14 protein-coding genes are annotated in these 19,717 nt (G+C 46.8%); 12 read left to right on the top strand and 2 right to left on the bottom strand.

Translation table 11 applies throughout. The features are described from left to right. The first annotated feature begins 21 nt into the window (after positions 1 to 21). The 3 genes from KW844_RS23275 (at position 22) to KW844_RS23265 (ending at position 1,940) form a co-directional block, all read left to right on the top strand. The gene (locus tag KW844_RS23275) at positions 22 to 384 is read left to right on the top strand and encodes a hypothetical protein (protein WP_218379192.1); all 363 of its coding nucleotides are present in this window, start codon (positions 22 to 24) and stop codon (positions 382 to 384) included. A gap of 118 nt (positions 385 to 502) precedes the next feature. Next, positions 503 to 1,087, top strand: coding sequence for a Crp/Fnr family transcriptional regulator (locus KW844_RS23270; protein WP_218379191.1), 585 nt, complete (start codon positions 503 to 505; stop codon positions 1,085 to 1,087). Positions 1,088 to 1,190: 103 nt separating this feature from the next. After that, positions 1,191 to 1,940 carry an SDR family NAD(P)-dependent oxidoreductase gene (locus KW844_RS23265; protein ID WP_218379190.1) on the top strand — a complete coding sequence of 250 codons (750 nt, stop codon included), beginning with the start codon at positions 1,191 to 1,193 and terminating at the stop codon, positions 1,938 to 1,940. 46 nt (positions 1,941 to 1,986) lie between these two features. Here the strand turns inward: KW844_RS23265 and KW844_RS23260 are convergent, their stop codons facing one another. After that, positions 1,987 to 2,859, bottom strand: a complete 873-nt coding sequence (locus KW844_RS23260) for an isocitrate lyase/phosphoenolpyruvate mutase family protein (RefSeq protein ID WP_218379189.1) — start codon at positions 2,857 to 2,859, stop codon at positions 1,987 to 1,989. A gap of 166 nt (positions 2,860 to 3,025) precedes the next feature. Further along, positions 3,026 to 3,754, bottom strand: a complete 729-nt coding sequence (locus KW844_RS23255) for a DUF4262 domain-containing protein (RefSeq protein ID WP_370626512.1) — start codon at positions 3,752 to 3,754, stop codon at positions 3,026 to 3,028. Between the two features lie 175 nt (positions 3,755 to 3,929). On the opposite strand from KW844_RS23255, the gene KW844_RS23250 reads away from it, so the two are divergent. The 9 genes from KW844_RS23250 (at position 3,930) to KW844_RS23210 (ending at position 19,708) form a co-directional block, all read left to right on the top strand. Next, positions 3,930 to 4,523 (top strand): RNA polymerase sigma factor, encoded by a 594-nt coding sequence (locus KW844_RS23250; protein ID WP_218379187.1) that lies wholly within the window; start codon positions 3,930 to 3,932, stop codon positions 4,521 to 4,523. Positions 4,524 to 4,606: 83 nt separating this feature from the next. Next, on the top strand, positions 4,607 to 5,788 hold the full coding sequence (locus KW844_RS23245) for a FecR family protein (protein WP_218379186.1): 1,182 nt from the start codon (positions 4,607 to 4,609) through the stop codon (positions 5,786 to 5,788). A gap of 348 nt (positions 5,789 to 6,136) precedes the next feature. Beyond that, the gene (locus KW844_RS23240; RefSeq protein ID WP_218379185.1) at positions 6,137 to 10,120 is read left to right on the top strand and encodes a SusC/RagA family TonB-linked outer membrane protein; all 3,984 of its coding nucleotides are present in this window, start codon (positions 6,137 to 6,139) and stop codon (positions 10,118 to 10,120) included. A gap of 11 nt (positions 10,121 to 10,131) precedes the next feature. After that, a complete protein-coding gene (locus KW844_RS23235; protein WP_218379184.1) occupies positions 10,132 to 11,562 on the top strand; it encodes a RagB/SusD family nutrient uptake outer membrane protein in 1,431 nt (476 codons plus the stop codon). A 10-nt stretch (positions 11,563 to 11,572) separates the two neighbouring features. Continuing rightward, complete coding sequence (locus KW844_RS23230) at positions 11,573 to 12,541, top strand: DUF1735 domain-containing protein (protein WP_218379183.1); 969 nt, start codon at positions 11,573 to 11,575, stop codon at positions 12,539 to 12,541. A gap of 11 nt (positions 12,542 to 12,552) precedes the next feature. After that, positions 12,553 to 13,947: a TlpA disulfide reductase family protein gene (locus tag KW844_RS23225; RefSeq protein ID WP_218379182.1), complete on the top strand. Its 1,395-nt coding sequence runs from the start codon at positions 12,553 to 12,555 to the stop codon at positions 13,945 to 13,947. Between the two features lie 177 nt (positions 13,948 to 14,124). Beyond that, complete coding sequence (locus KW844_RS23220) at positions 14,125 to 14,706, top strand: RNA polymerase sigma factor (protein WP_218379181.1); 582 nt, start codon at positions 14,125 to 14,127, stop codon at positions 14,704 to 14,706. A gap of 72 nt (positions 14,707 to 14,778) precedes the next feature. Next, positions 14,779 to 15,963 (top strand): FecR family protein, encoded by a 1,185-nt coding sequence (locus tag KW844_RS23215; RefSeq protein ID WP_218379180.1) that lies wholly within the window; start codon positions 14,779 to 14,781, stop codon positions 15,961 to 15,963. A gap of 295 nt (positions 15,964 to 16,258) precedes the next feature. Continuing rightward, a complete protein-coding gene (locus KW844_RS23210) occupies positions 16,259 to 19,708 on the top strand; it encodes a SusC/RagA family TonB-linked outer membrane protein (protein WP_218379179.1) in 3,450 nt (1,149 codons plus the stop codon). The last annotated feature ends 9 nt before the right edge of the window (positions 19,709 to 19,717 follow it).

Here is a 19,717-nt window from a genome sequence, read left to right as displayed (position 1 = left end):
TTGTTGTATAATAATGATCTTATGTTGCCAGAGAATATTAGACTTTTTCAAGAATCCATAACCAAAGAACTGAAATACACAAAAGATCGTGTGAGGAATTTAATTGGTAATGCAAATTGGGGTGTAGACGGTCGATTTAAGGAAGCAATACTTTCAAAGATAATTGGCCAGTTTTTGCCTTCGAATTTAAGAATAGGCACTGGATTTATTGTGAGTAACAATGACCTTGTTACATTACTTCGTAATCTCTCATTTTCATATTTTATTTCCAATTTATTGCATATAGTATCTGATACAGACCCAGTAGAAAGATATTGGTTTTCTTTTCCGATTGAAGGAACGAAGGAGATGTATCGACATGAGCGGATTGTGAGGCTTCAATAAATCTTCCTGAATGGAGGATATTTGATCTAATGTTCAATAAATCAATTATTTACACTTTCTCTATCGGGAAATAAGGGCCTTTCCCCTCATTTCTGCTAATTAACTATCACACCTTTCTATGCCCGGTCAGGAACGAATCATTCAATATGCACAAAAACTGGTGCCACTCACCCTCGAGGAGGCAGACTTGTTCAGTAGTGTGTTTAAGGAAAAGCGATTCAAAAAAAGGCAATTCTTAATACAACCCGGCTTTGTGGATAAATACAAATACTTTGTGTTAAAAGGGGCCATCAAGGCTTATGTGATTGATCAGCAAGGCCAGGAAATAACAGTACAGCTGGCCATAGAGGACTGGTGGATATCTGACTATAACAGCTACATTCATCAGCAACCTGCCAGCCTTTTTGTGGAGGCGGTGGAAGACAGCGAAGTGCTCGAGATCAGTTATGAAGATGAGCAATATCTTAAAACTGTTAACCCCAGGTTTGAAACCTTTTTCAGAATAATGGCAGAAAGAGGAGCCGCATTTCTGCAACGTAGGTTCATCTTATCTATTACCCAAACAGCAGCAGAACGCTATGATCAATTTATCGCTGCCTATCCCCAGCTGCTAGCAAAGTTTCCGCAGTATGTCATTGCCTCTTACCTGGGCATGACCACCCAGTTTTTTTCCAGAATCAGAAATAACAAGGCCGGCAAGTGAAACTAGTTTCACTGCTTTTATTAAACTGGTTGATTTTTGAGGCTGCCTGTTTGTAACAACTTTGCATTGTCGCCATTGACAAACACTCAAAAGATATTGAATTATGCAAAAGTTAGCAAACAAGGTAGCAGTAGTAACTGGTGGTAGCACCGGTATAGGCCTGGCAACAGCAAAAAGACTCGCAAGTGAAGGTGCTTATGTATTTATCACCGGGCGCAGGCAGGCAGAATTGGATAAAGCTAAGGCCGCGATAGGACCTGATGTAACAATGGTACAGGGTGATATCTCTACCCTGGAAGACCTGGAAAGATTGTATAAAACCGTCAGCAGCCAAAAGGGTGGGATTGATATTCTCGTTGCCAACGCGGGGATGGTGGAAATCAGCGATACCGCCAATGCAACGCCGGAACATTTTGATAAAACCTTTGATACAAATGCAAGGGGTACGTTTTTTACGGTACAGAAAGCATTTCCATTGCTGAATGATAATGCAGCCATTGTGGTGGTATCAACGGTAGCCGCGCAGAAAGGTTTTCCGTCAAATGTGGCGTATGGCGCGAGCAAGGCAGCAGTAAGGTCATATGTAAGGGCATGGGCAGCAGAATTGAAAGGGCGTAATATCCGTGCTAATGCAGTGAGCCCTGGAATTATTGATACTACTATTTTAAATGCCCAGTTTAAAACACCGGAAGAAGTGGAAGGCGTAAAATCCTATCTCGCTAGTATTACCCCACTTGGGCGTATCGGAAAACCCGAAGACGTAGCCAACGCGATCTTCTTCCTGGCTTCTCCGGAGAGCAGTTATATTACCGGGGTTGATATTCCCGTAGACGGAGGATTTCTTGATTTATAAATCTCATCTGCAAAGAACCGGAGTAATATATTCCGGTTCTTTGCATTTATTTATTCCCCATTCCAATCGCCATTTTGTAAGCCAGCGTTGTTTCGCTGATAGGCGTCATCGCATCTAATAAAATTGTACTCGTGCCCTGGGTGGCTATCTCATCGGCTACTTTTTTTATCAACGCCAGCGTAGCTTTCATTAAGCTGGAACCCATACTCAACCTGGCAACGCCCATATCCTGTAACTCGATTACCGAAGGAGGAACACCTGCTCCAATAGTAGGGTTGGAAAGAATATTAATCGGCGCGTTAATTTCTTTTACCAATGTGGCAATCATTTCTTTCTCCCACACTGGCTGAACAAATATGCAATCTGCCCCGGCTTCGCGGTATTTGTTTCCCCGCCTGATTGATTCGGCTAATTTTTCTTTTGTTGAATTGGTGGAAGTATAAAATGCGTCTGTTCTGGCATTGATTACCAAATGGAAACCAAGCGAGTCCGATAAAGAGCGGATGGCAGCTATTCTTTCACAAAACTCCATTTCATCCACTAGCACAGGACTTAAATTAATACTGTCCTCAATATTGATTCCTACTACGCCGGCTGCAATTATTTTTTTTAGAGATGAAATGACTTCTTCCAGACTATTGCCGTATCCTGCTTCAATATCGACTGTGACCGGCGCCTGCACAGCCTTTACAATTCCCGTAACAATTTCCAGCATCTCGGATAACTGCATTACCTGAGAATCAGGGTAGCCTAAGGAGGCCGCCATCCCCATGCTGGTAGTAGCAATAGCTTCGTAGCCGCATGCCTCAATTAATTTTGAACTACCAATGTCCCATGAATTCAGGAGTACCAGGATTTTTTCATCATGGTGTAGCTGCAGGAATTTTTCGGCTTTTTGTTTTTGGATGTCGGAGACCATTGTGCGGAATTTTCTTGGTTAAATAATCAAATTGTTCCAGAAATATTAAGGTAAGCCTATTCTACAATTAAGAAATTCGGAAATTCGGAAATTCTTAATTGTAGATTTTTTGAAGCAATGATAGTTCTTCCCAAATTTGCATTTACTGGAAGCCATCAACATACGGCTATTCCCATGCCCATTCTTCACCCACTTCATTACGCCACGCTGCCTCCCCAGGCAATAATTGAAATAATACATTAACTGTCGGGTCCATTCTCACAATCTCTTCTAAACTCACTAGTTTCGCATCCGCTAAAGATGGCTCCTGGTCACTATGAAACTGCCATGCGCCATCTTCATTATGATAAACGAATCGTATTGGTTGTCCTTCCAGTACCTGACTTGTGGTAAATACAGCCACATTTCTCTCTTCATAAAATTTAAAATCAAAATTCCTGTCAAGTAATGGCTGCCTGAATTTCCAATGTGGATTAAATTCGGATTCCCAGGGGAAGAGCGATTGCTTATCCGGCCAAACCAATTGCAGCACAGGGAAGTCAGTATGGTGATAATAGTTACTGCCTGTGCCTAAATAATCCGCATAGGATGATTTGTGAACAGGTAGAAACTGTATAGCGAAGTCCTTCAGAAATTCACTATAGTGTGAATGGGCTGTAAATATCTGTCCGCTGCTGATCTGTTCACAGGCGTCATTTAGCAGGCTTCCTGAGACTTCAGAAGGAAGTCCAAAACAGATAATTTCGGGATGATCGTATTTTTGAAAGAGACCGATTGTATAAGCGAACCCGGGTAAATAAGCATCTTCTTCCACATATACTATAAAGCATCCGTATTGATCAATTATGTTGGCTATATGTTGATGGTCAATTAATTCATGCCGACAGTTATCCACAGCGTATTTGTTTTTATGAATGTCACAGGTACATCACAAAACTATCAAATTTGCCTAAACCTCATCGCCTACAGCCCTAACATCTCCCTAAATAAACCTGATAACCCTCCCCACATTTCCCCCCAACTATTCCAGATATTTTGTAGTTTGGCCCGCATATCAACTATTTCAATTTTTGTCTACCGATCAACCATATGTAGAAACTGATCTGCTTCACCGTGTGGCAGCAGGAGAGGAGGACGCATTCAACCAACTTTTTGCCCAGTACCGTAATGATGTATACCTGCATGCGCTCACCTATACCAAATCACCGGAGTTTTCAGAGGAACTGGTGCTGGATATATTCCTGAAAATCTGGGAAAACAGGGAGAAACTCACTGAAATAACCCATTTCAAAGGGTATCTTTTTATTCTTTCCCGTAATCAGGTGATATCCGCTATGCGGAAATGCCTCCTGCAGCCAGTTACAGGCATGGACCTTTCTTACCAGATCAGTGACTGGATGGAGCCCGACAAGCGCCTGGAGTACAAAGAGGCACAGGCCCTGCTGGAGAAAGCTATCGCTACGCTGTCGCCGCAACAGCGCACCGCGTTTACCCTCAGCAGAGCAGAAGGCAAAACCTACGAGGAAATTGCTGCCATAATGGGGATATCCAAACGGACGGTCAATTACCATATCGTAGCGGCTTTGAACGCGCTGCGCCAGCATCTCCATAATAATTCAACCTCCCTGGTAATTTACCTGGCGGCCATTTTCTGGGAATTATAAAAAAAAATTCTTCCGACCCCTGTTTGACTTTCTTTTTCCTGCGTCTTTATAGATACAGGGGGTAAAACAGCAACAACTAAAGCATGGAATTACATGAGTTGAAAATATTATTGGCGAAATATGCTGCTGACAGTCTTTCGGCTGAAGAGCGTGTACTGTTGCATAACATACTCGAAAACCCTGAACAGCGTGTACTGGTAGAGCAACTGCTGGAAGAGAGCTTTCTGTCAGGTGAGTATACCAGTGAAGAACCGCCGCAACGAGCCGCCCGCCTGGAAAAAATGATGCAGCAACGGTTACGGCAACACGAACAGCAAGACCTGCCGGTAATAGTCAGCTACCGCCGCTACTGGATCGCCGCCTCTATTGCGGTGCTGCTGGGCGCCGGCGCCTATTTATGGACCGCACAGCGTACGAAAGTGCCCACCGTGGCGGCTATACCTAAAGTGATACTCCCCGGTAAAAACGGCGCGATCCTTCAACTGGGCGACGGTAGCGAGATCGTACTCGATAGCATGGCCAACGGCGTGATTGCACAGCAACAAGGCGCCCAGGTTGTACTCAATAACGGTCAGCTCAACTATAACGGAAAAGGACAAACGGAGAAAGCTTCCTTTAATACCATTACCACTCCTAAAGGCCGCCAGTTCAGAATCACCTTGTCCGATGGTTCCAATGTATGGCTGAACGCAGCCAGCTCAATGACCTACCCTGCGGTATTTGACAGCCATGAAAGAACGGTAAGCGTAACAGGAGAAGCCTATTTCGAAATTGCCGCCAATGCAGACAAACCTTTCAAAATAAAAGTGAACAACCGGGAACAAATTACTGTACTTGGCACCCGGTTCAATGTGATGGCATATGAAAATGAAGCGTTGATAAAAACCACACTGGTAGCAGGTTCTATCAAAGTGAAAGCATTGGCAGCCACCAATGATGGCGTTATTATTAAACCAGGAGAACAAACTCAGTTGCCGCAGCAAGGCAATGGTACTCCGACCATCGTGAAGCAGGTAGACCTTGATCCGGTAATCGCCTGGACCTATGGCGCCTTCAACTTTGATAATCTGTCGCTGCAGGAAGCCATGCGGCTGGTGGAACGCTGGTATGATGTGGAAGTAATTTACGAAAACGGTATTCCGGATATAAAATTTGCCGGGGAAATAGACCGGAATGTAAGCCTGAACGAGCTCCTGGTGATATTAGGAAAAACCAAGCTTAAATTCAGAATAGAAGATAATAACAAGCTGGTCATACTGAAGTAGCCAGTGTAAACTTAAAGCATACTAAAATGAAGGAGTGATCAAAGCTTTCCAACCAAAGCTGAATGGAGTCATATTGTCTATACCTGCCCACCAACGGTACAGCAAACTAATTTTAAAGTCTGTATAAGAACACCGCCACGGCTTGCTCCCGTGACGGTGGGAATGACTTAGTGTCAACACAATATTTAACAACCAAATCAATTGCAATTTATGCAAAAAACTGCGAATTGGTCCTGGTCAGCCATTGCTATGCCCTTACATAGCCAAGGCCGCTGCCAGCCTAAGTCCCAACCGGATACCGCGGCGCTTCGGCGAGCCGTCAGGTCCTTTAAAAAAATTAAGCTGGTGATGAAAATAACTGCATTTCTTCTCCTGGTATTTTTATGTAACGTACACGCAACAGGGAATGCGCAATCCATTACTCTTTCCGGCAAAAATATGCCGCTGAAAAGCGTGTTCTCCGCCATCAGGCAACAAACAGGCTACTATGTTTTTTATGAGGCAGATGCACTGGCCAACTCCAGACAGGTATCTTTTGCGGTGAATAATATGCCGCTGAAATCCTTCCTGGATATAGTCTTTAAAGAACAACCCTTTGGGTATTCGATAACCAGTAAAACTATTTCCATCATCGCTAAAAGTTTGCCGGCAAAAAGGGATGAACAAACAGCCAATAATGCTGATGCTGGCAATTCCATCCTTTTTGCCGGCCTTTCCGGTACCATTACCGACTTTGAAGGGCAACCGCTCAGCAACGTGTCAGTACGGGTAAGAGGTGGCCAGCTGGGAACGATGACCAATACCAAAGGTTATTTCAGTCTGCAGGGAATTCCGGACAATGCAGTACTGGTTATCACCTGCATCAGCTACCGCCCCATCACCATTGCTGTACGCCCTTCCAGTAACGGTTATACTGCCATGGCATTGGATAAAAATCAATTGGAAGATGTGAAAGCCAGCACCGGCAGCACCGTTCAGGTAAGTATCCGGTTACGTGCAAGCATAAACGAACTGGAAAAGGCGGAAATCACCTTTAAGAAAACTCCCGGCGTGGCCGTAGAGCTAAAAAACCGCCGCCACCAAACGCTGGTGCAACTCCTGGAAGGTAGCGTGCCCGGACTCACCCTCAAGTCGGACGTGAAAACCAGCATGGATATGAATTACAACGGTGCAGCACTGAAGGATATGTACGACCGCTTTATCAGACAGGGTATAAATCTGGCCGCCCAGGGTTATCCAAACTACGAAAGCTACCTGAAGTTCTATTATGACCAGGCCAATTCCGCCTATACTCCCGGATACTCTACCATACCACTGCAACGCATCAACTACATCACCAAAGTGGAAAACAACGGTATAGTTCCGGAACTGCGCGGCGCCAGTGGATTCGGTGCCGGTACTTCCGGCATGCTGGTAGTGATCGACGGCTTTCCGCAGGATAACTTTCCGGCCGACTACCCACTGAACAACGTAGAATCAGTAAGGATCATCCGCGACCCGGCCGAATGTGTAAAGTGGGGGCCCAAAGCAGCAGGCGGTATCATCATGATCACTACTGCCGGCGCAGAACCCGGCAAGCTGAATATCAACTATACCAGCAACCTTTATTTCTCCCCCATACAAGATAACAGCAACCGCATCATGCACCTGGCGTCCACCGCAGATATACTGGATTATTACAAAGAGGGCTACGATAAAGGGCTGTCCAACTTTTTACTGGCCGCCAACCAGAATATGATGACACCGGCGCAACGCCTGCTCTACGATCTGAATAAAAAGAAACTGACCCCTGAAGCATTTCAGCAAAAGTGGGATTCTATGTCCGTGTTATCCAACAGAGATCAGTTGAAGCTGCTACAGCAGGATGTGTTTACGCATAATCATACCCTGGGTATCTCCGGTGGCGGTAAAATTTACCAGTTCAATGTGAGCGGTACCTACCGCAACGCCAACAGTACCACCAAAGGCAGCAAGGCAGAAGATGTTATTCTGAACCTGAAAAATGATGTAAGACTCCTGAAAGGTAAGCTGCGCACCACCCTGGATATGAACACCAACTTTGCCAAACAGCGCTCTCCGGGTGCCGCCAACACCGGCACCATGGACAGCTACCAGTTGCTGCTGGATCAGCAGGGAAAGTATGTGTATAACAATTACGAAGTTGCCCCTGCGCTGAACAGTACCATGACGTCGCTCGGTTATCTTGATTATGGTATTAATCCCCTGGAGGACCTGTTAAACAGCCAGAACCTGGCGAAGAGTTCTTCTATCAATTCCAGGCTCAACGTGGTATGGGACCTGGCAAAACAGCTGCAATGGTCTGCCAGCGTGCAGTACAACCCCTCCTGGAGTTCTAATGACTCCTGGCAGGGCATAAACAACAGCAATACCCGTAAAGTAATTAATGACTACGCCCTGTCCAGAACAACGGCCAGTGGCAACTCCATGGAATTCTATGTGCCTCCGGGAGATATCATGCGCAGATCCTCCGCCAATGCAACACTATGGAATGCACGCTCCGGATTTACCTACCGTAAACAGCTGGGCACCCGGCACGTGATCAACATCAGCGCCGGTGTTAGTGCCGCCAGCACCACCAACAACAATCAACCAGATACTACCTTATACGGCTATAACAGGGCTACCGGTACCGGTTTGCCGATTATTTACACCGGCACTGCCGGCTTCACCAACTACTTAGGCAGGGGCGTGTATCCGATGGAGTTATTGATACGCAGCCTGCCGGCAAAAACGATGGCGCGCAATACCGCCGGCAATGCCAATCTCACCTATACCTACCACAACAAATACGAAGTCAATGGTAGTTACAATACGGTATTTATGCCGGTAACCAACGGGCCGGCGCGCTACGCGCAGATAGCCGACTACAACCTCGCTGCCACCTGGATGCTGCATAAAGAAAAATTCTTCCAGGTACCCTGGATCAGCATGATGAGGTTAACCACCTCGTATGAAAAAATGCAGCTGCCATGGCTTACGCCAGGCATCACCTCCTCCCGCACCCTGCAACCGCTGTGGAGCAATGCCAATATCTTCATATCGGATTATATTCCGGCGCAGTTCAACGGTCAAACGAATGATAACGTAGGCGCGCAATTGCAAACCTCCCTTTCCGGCGACCGACTGATGCTGACGGTGCGCTACAATGAATCTTCCTTATCCGGCAGCCAGTTTTCCGGTACCCTCACCTGGGATGTAACCAGGGAAAGATTTTTCCATAAAGGTGCGGTAAGCAGTCTGCAGTTCGACTTGTCGGTGTCCGACATCAATCCCTACCAGGGCCTTGCACTCATGATGTCTACCAACGCGCCAAGAGAGGGTGGTGGTTTCAGCCAGGTGAGTGTGAGTGACTTCGAGTTACTGCCGGCACATCAGCAGAACAAGGAAGCACATGCACGCGTGGGCATCCTGAAAGACCGGTTCGTACTGGATGGATTTTATTATCGTAACATCCGCACGGGTATGACTAACGGTGAAGTACCTACGGACCCGGCCACAGGTCTGCTGGTGCAAACCAATTATAGTAAAATGCTCAACCAGGGCTTTGAAATGCAGCTGATGACCAAACTCATCACCAACAAGCGTTTCCAATGGACCATGACAGTGAATGGCGCCTATAATATTAACAAAGCACTGAATGCACCTAAGATAAACTATACGGCCGACAGGAGTTTCTTATCGAGTATCCATGACGGTTATGCCATGGATAATCTCTGGAGCTACAGCTGGGCGGGCCTGGATGCATCCGGCAATCCGCAGATATATAATGGTAAGCATGAAAAAGTAAATACGCCTGACTCGTCTGCATTGGTGTATAGTGGTCGCACCAGGGCACCGTGGACAGGCGCCATCATCCAGAACCTGGAATACAGGAATTTCTTCTTCAATGCACGCGCCATCTTTAACCTGGGACACGTTTTCCGTTCCTATATGCCGGCATCTTCCGGGTTGATTGATAACAATGAACTGATAGCCAAACGTTGGAAAAAGCCAGGGGATGAAGCAACTACGGATGTACCGGTGATGGCCGCCGCCAGCACCACCCGCAACCTGATCATCCAGAATTCCAGCAACACCATTGAGCGTGCGGATAATATCCGGCTGAGGGAAATTCAATTGGGTTACTCCTTCCCGGCAGTCGCCCTGAAGGGCAGCAGGATCAAAGGTTTGACGCTTTCCGTGCAGGTGCAGAACGTAGCGCTGTGGACGCGCAATAAGTTCGATTTGGACCCACAGGCGATTTCTGATTATGGATTGGTAACCATGCGCCAGCCCGCGCAGTATATGTTTACCGTGAATATGAATCTCTAAAAGAAAACAAGATGAGAATATTTTCAATACCTGTTGTATGCATGCTACTGGCAGCTACCCTGCTCAGCAGCTGCGAGAAATTCCTGGGGGTACGGCCGGATACCAACAAGGTGGACCTGTACAAAGCGAGCGACCTGGCCGAAATACTGAATAACAGTAACCTCGGGGAACCTAACTTTTTATTGGCTGACCTGATCAGCGATGAGGTAATGATACCGGAGAAACTGGTAAAGGAAGTGAATCCTAATTCCTACTTCTCCCGCGGCTACCTGTGGGCGCCTACAGTATGGGACCTGGCAGATACGGACCCCATGTATGGCAATGCCTATAAATGGATTTTGCAGATGAACATCGTGCTGACCTACGTAGATCAGGCCACTGGCGACACTGCCGGGCAGAAAATGATCCTGGGAGCACAGGCAAAAATCAATCGCGCTTATTATTACTTTCAGCTGCTAAACCTGTATGGGCCTGCTTATCAGGCTTCGTCTGCCACTTCAGATCTGGCGGTACCCATGATTCTGGCACCGGATGCTTCGCTGAAGCCGGCGCGTGCTACTGTGCAGGTAGTTTACGAGCAGATTAAAAAGGATTTGCAGGAAGCGGCCAATACCGCAGCGCTGCCTGATTTCGGGCAGGACCTGCTGCACCCTGGTAAGGCCGCCGCATATGCATTGCTGGCCAAAACGTATTTATATGCGAGCGACTACGGCGCTGCACTGGAAGCCGCTAACAAGGCACTGGCCATACGTTCCACGCTTGTTGATTATAACACCTGGGATTTCTGGAGTTCTGTAAACCCATTGGCGGGCATTATCAATAAGCCACTGGTCCTAAAGGATTTTACCAGTAACCCGGAAGTATTAATGGCGAAGGTTTGTATCGACCTGAATTATTTCAGTTTGTTTAAAGCCACCCCATTCATGAGCGATGACCTGCAAAGTTTGTTTCATGCAAAAGACCTGCGCCTCCTGTATGGTTTCTATAAGATTGGAACCAATACCCGCTATAGTTACCTGCCGTATGGTACCAATGGCATGCAGTTTAATTACACCACCGGGGTACCGGAAATGATGCTGATAAAAGCGGAATGCCTGGCACGTAATAATGATGGAAGTGGGGCAGTGGCTTTGCTGAACACCTTGCGGCAAAAGCGTTTCAAGCCAGCTGACTATACCGCTATCGCCTATACGAATAATGCGGATGCGCTGAAGTCGGTGCTGGATGAGCGACGCAGAGAGCTTTGCCTGCATGGTGGTATTCGCCTGTCAGATCTGAAAAGATTAAACCAGGAAGACCGTTTTAAGACGGAGCTGAAGCGGATATCAGATGTGAGTGGCAATGTGCTGGCTACTTTGCCGGCAGGCTCACCAAGGTACCTGCTGCCATTTGAACCTAAAATTATTTCCAATAACCCGCTCATTATTCAGAATGCGCGCTAAGTATTTTTTTATGAAGATGTATTACAACATTCTTGTAACGGTCCTCATTTCACTGGTCTTTGCGGCATGCGAGAAAGATACCGTTGGAGATCCTGTGATGAATGAAGTATTGAAGGGCCTTTCGGCATATAACGTAGTGCCGGTGGGCGAAGGTACGGTGGTAGTGTCGGATGGGAAGCTGATTCAGGTAGCCAACAAACCGGCTTCATTTTTCCCGCGTTTAAGTAGTTTGTTAGGGGGAGATGTAAATGTTACGGCCAGCATAGATACCAGTAAATTATTGGTACAAGCGTTCGACAGCCTGTATAAAACAAAATCCCCCATTCTGGGGAGTGGTGTTTTCCAGGTGCTGCAAGGCGGTAAGTATACGATCCCTGCTGGTAAATATCAGTCTGCTGACTCTGTACAGGTGGCAGCTGGCAATGTATCCGGCTATGCCCCCGGAAGCTATCGGTTTGTAGTGCCCGTGCGGATGCAGAGCTCACCAGGTGGCGGGCTTGCCAGTTCCCTGCTATTTGTTAAATACAATGTAACGGTGGCCAATGCCTTTATCATGACGGCTTCCACCGGTAAAGGCAACATTGTACAAACGGTATTTCAGAGCTTTCCACAAACGGCAACACCTATGGTGCTGGTGGCATTGGATAAAGTTGTTTCCAGTGATATGAAATTTGCAGTGGAAGGGGTATCTACCACAGCCCTGGTGGATGCGTATAATGCAAAGTTCAACACCAGCTATAAACCTTTCCCGGCGGGCGCTTTCAGTTTCTCCGCTGACTCGCTGACCATTAAGGCAAACATGAATATTACTGCGCCGGCAACCTCGGTGATCTTCCGGCCCGACCCTGCCAAATTTCCATCAGGCAGTACTTACCTGCTGGCGCTGCGCCTGAAGGATAAGCAGCAACAGGGTATGACACCTACTGAAATGCTGAACAGCACCAACGTACTTTTTGCCATCATTACTTCATTACCATAATCAGAAAAAAAATGAAATCACATCATATCAGAAAAGCATTGCTGCTCACCACACTGATGATCTACAAGGGGCTATCGGCTTTCAGTCAAAGTACGCCGGTGGATACCGCGCTCGAAGCGAAATTTGTGTCTGCCTATAAAATCTTTATAAATAAGGGCCAGCAGACCCAGGCCGATTCCATACTGGAGCTGGTGAAAACTAAATTTCCTGCCAGTGTAATCATGCGTGCCACCCTGATTGACGGCGTTAACAGTGAAAAGGACCTGCAGAAAAAAGAACTGCTGTTTGAGCAATGCGTAGCAGCGTTCCCGATAAAGCACTTTAGCGGTATTTATGTTATCTACGATTATTTACGAGCAGGCTTTGGCGTGCAAAATGCCCGTGCAGGCAATCTGCAAAAGGCGGTAGGATATGCTAATTCGCTGGAATATGACTTCTGGAGTGGAGAAGGGATTACTATGATATCGCAGGCCTTGCTGGCAAAGGGAGATACTACCGATGCTTCCGCATTATTGCTGCAGGGCATCAACAGATCCCGCCGGTTCCTGAACCCTAAGCCTAATGATAACGAGGCGCAGTTTGCGGCTATTGGCTTCCCTTTCATGGCTGGCAGTTACGGGGAAATTATGTACCTGAAGAAAAATTATGATACCGCAATTAAATATTTCGCTGAGTCAGAGCGCTATGCAGGTAGTACCCCCGATGCGAAATTTTTTCTGCTCTACGCCAGTGCCTATAAAGCATTGAACCGCCTGGCGGACTGCCAGCGCAAACTGGAATCGGCCGTAGTACAAGGCGTTAATAACCCGGCAATCACTGCTATGCTCAAAGAAGTATATGCTGCCAATAACAATGGTAGTATAGGAGAGGACGCCTATTTCGCAGGGCTGGATCAGCGTTTCCAGGAGCGCCTGAAAAAGCGTGTAGGCGAGGAAATGATCGATGTGCCGGCACTGCCCTTTAAACTAAAGGATATGAACGGTAAGCAGGTGACTTTGGCGGATATGAAAGGAAAGGTGGTAGTACTGGATTTCTGGGCCACCTGGTGCGGCCCCTGCAAGGCCTCTTTCCCTGCCATGAAAAAAGCGCAGGCGAAATACCAGCAACAGTCGGATGTGCAGTTCCTTTTTATTGACTGCTGGGAAAAAACGGATAACTATGAAACTACGGTAAAGGAGTTTATCGAAAAAAATAATTACGATTTTAAAGTGCTGTTTGACCCAAAGCCAGCCAAAGGAAAGTCCGTGGCAGAAGCCTATGGTGTAACTGCTATCCCGGCAAAATTCGTGATCGATGGCAATGGCCGTATCCGGTTTAAGCTGGCAGGATTTACAGGTGGTGAACATGCCGCAGTGGAAGAACTGTCTGTAATGATTGAAATGGCCAAAGGTGGTAAACCAGCCTGAGTATATTGTTTGCAACCCATTGCTATGAATGATGAATCAGAGAATAGTCCATCCGGGCTATTCTCTTTTTTATACCAGCTTTATTTAGGACTCGTTACCAAACCCCTGCATAATATGGAATTTTTCATCTTTTTAAGGTACTTTAGTGTCTTCTTTGTTTACATATATTAAATTTTTTTGCAGCCAACTAATCTACATAAGGATGAAATCCAATCTCTGGTTGCGCAGGGAAATCAAGCCGCTTTCAAACAGCTTTTCCTGCGTTATCGTGATTTCGTATATACAACAGCCCTGCGAATTACACAATCTGAAATAGAAGCAGAAGAAATCGTACAGGATGTTTTTGTGAAGATTTGGAGCATCCGGGAAGAGCTGGCCGACATCAATAATCTGGAGGCCTTTATTTTTACAATCGCCCGCAATTATACCTTCAATGCGCTCAAGCGGATACTCCGGGAACGGGAGCGCACCGGGGAATGGCCTGTGAAAGAGTCATTGTCGGCCGTGGAGCCGGATGAACTGGCAGGTGCCAGGGAGTTCCTGCATTTATATCAGCAAGCTATAGAGAAATTACCGCCACAACAAAAACAAGTATACCTGCTTATCAAAGAAGAGGAGCTTACCAAAGTTGAAGTTGCCCGTATCATGCGTATTTCCCCCAATACGGTAAAAAGCCATTATGATGCCGCTGTACGCGCTGTACGGGCATTTTGCACACCCTACCGGAAAATATCCTGCCTGCTTTTCATGTTGCTGTAAATTTTTTTTTCTACTGGACTCACCAGTTAGGTATTTTTTGGTTGTCTATAGAGATAGACAGACAGCATTACTATGACAGACAGGCTCCGGCAATTATTCCAACAGTATTATAATAAGACGATTTCACCGCAAGGGGAACAGGAACTGTTTGCATTAATGGCTGATCCGGCATTGGAGGAGGAGGTGAAAGCGCTGATTCTCGACAGCTATCATTCCGGAGAGTTGGACGTGATGCCTGAAGCTGCCTCTGGCGCGGTGCTTAACGTGATATTACAGATTTCGTCAGGGGAAGAAAGTCGGCCTGCACCGAAGACCATGTACCGCCGCCTGCCTGCTGTAGTATGGACTTCTGCCGCCTCAGTAGCCTTGCTGCTGGTGGCTGGCATCTATTTTTGGTTGCGTCCATCAAAAACGCCTCCAGTAGTGGCGGCAAATCCAAAACCTGTGATGGCTCCCAGTCAGGGAACCGCTATGCTTACCCTGGCTGATGGCCGGCAAATATCACTGGACAGTTTGCAAAACGGGTTGATCACTACCGACGCCGGTGCTGATATCGCCTTTAAAGACGGAGAGCTGCTGTACGATTCCAAGTCAGGACAGGCGGCTCCGGACGCACGGAACACTATCAGTACACCTAATGGCAGGCAGTTTCGTGTGGTATTGTCCGATGGTACCCAGGTATGGCTCAATGCCGCCAGTACCCTGCGTTATCCGGCGGTATTTCCCGAAAATGAACGAAGCGTGGAAATCACCGGGGAAGCATATTTTGAAGTGGCCGCAAACAGCCGTGCTCCTTTCCGTGTAACTGTGCCTAACCAGGCGGAAGTACAGGTATTGGGCACCCATTTTAACGTTAACGCCTATCCGGATATCGCCAGTATTAAAACAACGCTGGTTCAGGGAGCTGTGAGAGTACGCGCCACTACCACCAATGCATCAGTAGTGATGTCACCAGGGCAACAGGCCAGGATGACCGGGAATTCGGATCATATTGCAGTGGAAAAGGCAGATGTGGATAATGTAATGGCCTGGAAAAATGGTCTGTTCAATTTCAATGGCCTGAAATTGAAAGAAGTGATGAATGAACTGGCGAGATGGTATGATGTAGAAGTAGTTTATGAAAAAAATATACCAGATATACGATTCTTTGGCGAACTGAGTAGGAGTCTGAGTTTGCAGGACATGATCATGGCTTTGGAAGAATCCAAAGTAAAAGTAAGATTAGAAGGTAAAAGGAAGCTGGTAGTGCTTCCATAAAATATGTGACAAACAGTGAATCAAACAGAGGTTGGTATATCCTCCAATTAATACCTATATGGTAGCAAAGTTTTTGAAAGGCTTAAGCGCTTTCGCCATTACCTGGCATTAAACAACCAAGATCGCTATGACAATTTTTCAAAAAGTTCCGGGAGGCCCTTAGCGCTTCAACGGCAAATATCAAAAACAACCAGGTATCACTTGGACCAAAAAAAGCCGGTAGTAGTGGAGTACTGCCGGCCGGAGGTTCAGGCTGATACAATATGCTCTATTCTCAACCAAACCAATGCAATTTATGCAAAAAAATGCTGATTGGTGCCACGCCAACGGGCAGCCTCCAGGGCAGCCTGCAAGGCGACGGCATATTTCCAAAACACTGATCGTGATGAAATCAACCATTTGCCTGCTGACAGTGGCAATGATGAATGTATACGGTAAAGGGATGTCCCAAACCGTTTCATTTACAGCTAGGAACGTATCCCTGGAAAAAGTATTCAATGTTGTTAAAAAGCAGACCGGGTACGTAGTATTCGGTAATGTGCAGCTGCTGGAGGCAGCCAGGCCAACTTCGGTAGATGCCCATAATATGCCACTGCCCGAATTCCTGGAAACATTGGTAAAAGACCAGCCCCTGGGCTTTCGAATAGCAGAGAAATCCATAATTATTTTCGAAAAAGCACCTCTTCCTTCCGCCAATACTTTTTCGGATATAACTGCTGTACAGCCGCCAGACTCTGTTGCCGGCCGTATCCTAACAGCCCAGGGCACCGCTATGCCGGGCGCCTCGGTAAGAGTGAAGGGCGTGTCTTTAGGCGCAGCCACAGATGCATCCGGACGCTTTTCCCTGCGTAATATACCTGACAACGCTGTACTGGTAGTGTCTATGGTAGGCTTTGAAACGATAGAACTGCGGGTCCGCAAAACCACTAACGGTTATAGTGCTGCGGTGGTAGATGAAAAGCAATCAGGTTTAGTAAAGATAAACACCACCCCCTTTTCCATTACCGTCAAAATGAGGGAAGCAATTGGCCAGCTCCAGGAAAATGTGGTGACGGGGTACTTCGTAAAATCACGCGAATCCTTTACCGGCTCGGAGAGAACGTTGAGTGGTGATGAAATTCGCCGGGTAGGTACCGCCAATGTTATGCAAACACTCTCACTATTGGATGCTTCCGTGACGATGAAAGAAAACATCGACTTTGGCTCCGATCCCAACAGGGTGCCAGAGATCACCATAAGAGGCGAAAATAGTTTCGACCTCCGTGGTTCTGCCGATGATGGAAAAACCAACCCTAATTCCCCGCTCTTCATTCTGGATGGGGTGGAAGTAAGTGCAGAGCGCATCTATGACCTGGACATGAACCGTATTGAAAACATTACCATCCTGAAAGATGCATCCGCCACTGCGCTGTATGGTTCCAGGGGGGCCAATGGGGTGATCCTGATCAGGTCTATCAGACCAAAAGCCGGTGAGATCCGTGTATCCCTCAATTCAAATATTATTGTATCGGCACCAGACCTTCGCGACTATAACCTGATGGACGCCTCCGAAAAACTACGCTATGAAAAAATGGCGGGCGTGTGGACGGATAAGCTCAAGAACTATGATACCCAGATGGACATGGATATCCGGTTTAACGAAAAATATAAGGAAGTCCTGCGGGGCGTAAATACCTATTGGTTGTCGCAGCCATTGCGTACTTCCGTAAACCAGCGCTACCAGCTTTACCTGGAGGGTGGAGACCAGCATTTCCGCTATGGTGTTACGCTTCGTAGTGAAAACGATAAAGGGGTGATGAAAGGTTCCGACCGTAAAAAAACTGGTATCGGCATCACACTTAGCTATGATGTGGGACAAACTTTCCTTATCAGAAATGACCTTTTTGTGGATGAGGTAAACGGGCATAACTCGCCGTACGGTTCCTTCGCAAATTTTGCCCGTCAGAATCCACACGACAGAATATATGATGAAAAGGGAGATTTTATCCTGAAGCTAAGCAGCGGAAATGATAACCCTTTGATCAATGCCATGCTGCCACAAAAGGACTATAATAAATATGTAGCTATCCAGGATAACTTCAGTATGGACTGGCGTATTATCCCTGCCTTGCGCCTGCAGGGCCGGGTGAGTCTTACCAAGCAAATGGATAAGCAGGAGTTATATCGCTCCCCGTTTTCCTCAGAATTTGCCACTGTGACTGAGCCGGAAAAAAGGGGTGCCTATACCGCTTTCAATTCCGAAACCATGAATGTGGATGGGAATGTTACACTTGCCTACAATAAAGTAGTAGGTAAACATTTACTGAGCGCAGGTGTGGGTGCCAACGGACTTACCAACTTCAAGGAAGGTGCTGGCTTTACCGCTACCGGCTTCCTGAACGACGATATGACGTTTGTGGAATATGCCTCCCAGTTTAAAGAAAATTCAAGGCCTCGTGGTTTGTATGATAAGTCCAGGTTGATCGGTTTCTTCGGTAACCTCAACTATGGCTATGATAACCGTTATTATATCGACGCATCCTATCGTTCCGATGGTTCCAGCAAATTTGGCCGTGAATCCCGCTTTGCACCATTCTGGGCAGTAGGCTTTGCCTGGAATGTTAATAACGAATCATTTTGGGGGGATAATCGAAATACCCTGAAGGTACGCGGTTCTGCCGGTAGTACCGGAACTGTCAACTTCTCTTCCAGCCAGGCACTTACTGCTTACCAGTATAGCCAAAACAGTGAGTACAATGGAAACCTTGGCGCTATTCTTATGGGCTTCGGTAATTCTTCCCTGCGTTGGCAAAATACGATGTCGTACAACGTAGGTGTGGACCTTTCCTTCTTCAGAAACTTTCTGCAATTTAATATAGACGGGTATGTGAGATTAACGGATAACCTGTTGCTGCCAATTGATGTGGCGCCATCTACCGGTTTCTCCAGCTATATTGAAAACATGGGTCAGATGAAAAACAGTGGTATTGATGTACGCCTGCGATTTAACCTGATCAATGACCGCAAGCGTAACCTGAACTGGAACGTGACGGTGGCGGCGCTCAGTAACCAGAACAGGATACAGAAGCTCTCCAATGCGCTCGAAGTGATGAATGCGGAGGCTAACAAGCAGGAGAATGTAACTGGCCCCCGCCCACTGCGTACCTATGAAGTTGGCCGCTCCCAGAGTGCCCTGATGGTTGTACGCTCTGCTGGTATAGATCCTGCCACTGGTAACGAAATCTATATAAAACGTAATGGGGAATATACGTTTGACTACGACTATCGCGACAAAGTAGTAGTAGGTGATACCCGCGCTACAGTGGAAGGAAATGTCAGTTCCAATCTGAACTGGAAGGGGTTAAACCTGTTTGCTGTTTTCTCTTATCGTGTTGGCGGGAAGATATTTAACTCCACCCTGAAAACCAACGTGGAAGGAGCAAACCCACTGTACAATGCCGACAGGCGTGTACTCTATGACCGCTGGACAGCACCGGGCAGCACGGCTAAGTACAAACGAATAGATGATACATCGGAATCTTACCAAACCTCCCGCTTCGTACAAAATAATAACCTGCTGTCCTTATCCTCCTTGTCACTCACATATGACCTGCCTAAAGGATTGAATGCAAAGCTGCACACCGAAAGGATCCGGTTACAGTTTTCCACTACGGAGCTGCTGCGTCTTTCTACCGTAAAGGCAGAAAGAGGAACAGCTTATCCATATGCACGCACGTTTAACGGAGGGTTCAACGTCACTTTCTAATCTATAACA

This window comes from Chitinophaga sp. sic0106, from assembly GCF_019219075.1.
Lineage (GTDB): Bacteria > Bacteroidota > Bacteroidia > Chitinophagales > Chitinophagaceae > Chitinophaga.
This window is presented reverse-complemented; position numbering and strand designations above follow the sequence as displayed.

What these genes read in the sequence shown, in the direction of transcription:
- KW844_RS23275 (WP_218379192.1), top strand. Translation starts at nt 22, where the DNA reads ATGTTGCCAGAGAATATTAGACTTTTTCAAGAATCCATAACCAAAGAA.
- KW844_RS23270 (WP_218379191.1), top strand. Translation starts at nt 503, where the DNA reads ATGCCCGGTCAGGAACGAATCATTCAATATGCACAAAAACTGGTGCCA.
- KW844_RS23265 (WP_218379190.1), top strand. Translation starts at nt 1,191, where the DNA reads ATGCAAAAGTTAGCAAACAAGGTAGCAGTAGTAACTGGTGGTAGCACC.
- KW844_RS23260 (WP_218379189.1), bottom strand. Translation starts at nt 2,859, where the DNA reads ATGGTCTCCGACATCCAAAAACAAAAAGCCGAAAAATTCCTGCAGCTA.
- KW844_RS23245 (WP_218379186.1), top strand. Translation starts at nt 4,607, where the DNA reads ATGGAATTACATGAGTTGAAAATATTATTGGCGAAATATGCTGCTGAC.
- KW844_RS23240 (WP_218379185.1), top strand. Translation starts at nt 6,137, where the DNA reads ATGAAAATAACTGCATTTCTTCTCCTGGTATTTTTATGTAACGTACAC.
- KW844_RS23235 (WP_218379184.1), top strand. Translation starts at nt 10,132, where the DNA reads ATGAGAATATTTTCAATACCTGTTGTATGCATGCTACTGGCAGCTACC.
- KW844_RS23230 (WP_218379183.1), top strand. Translation starts at nt 11,573, where the DNA reads ATGAAGATGTATTACAACATTCTTGTAACGGTCCTCATTTCACTGGTC.
- KW844_RS23225 (WP_218379182.1), top strand. Translation starts at nt 12,553, where the DNA reads ATGAAATCACATCATATCAGAAAAGCATTGCTGCTCACCACACTGATG.
- KW844_RS23215 (WP_218379180.1), top strand. Translation starts at nt 14,779, where the DNA reads ATGACAGACAGGCTCCGGCAATTATTCCAACAGTATTATAATAAGACG.
- KW844_RS23210 (WP_218379179.1), top strand. Translation starts at nt 16,259, where the DNA reads ATGCAAAAAAATGCTGATTGGTGCCACGCCAACGGGCAGCCTCCAGGG.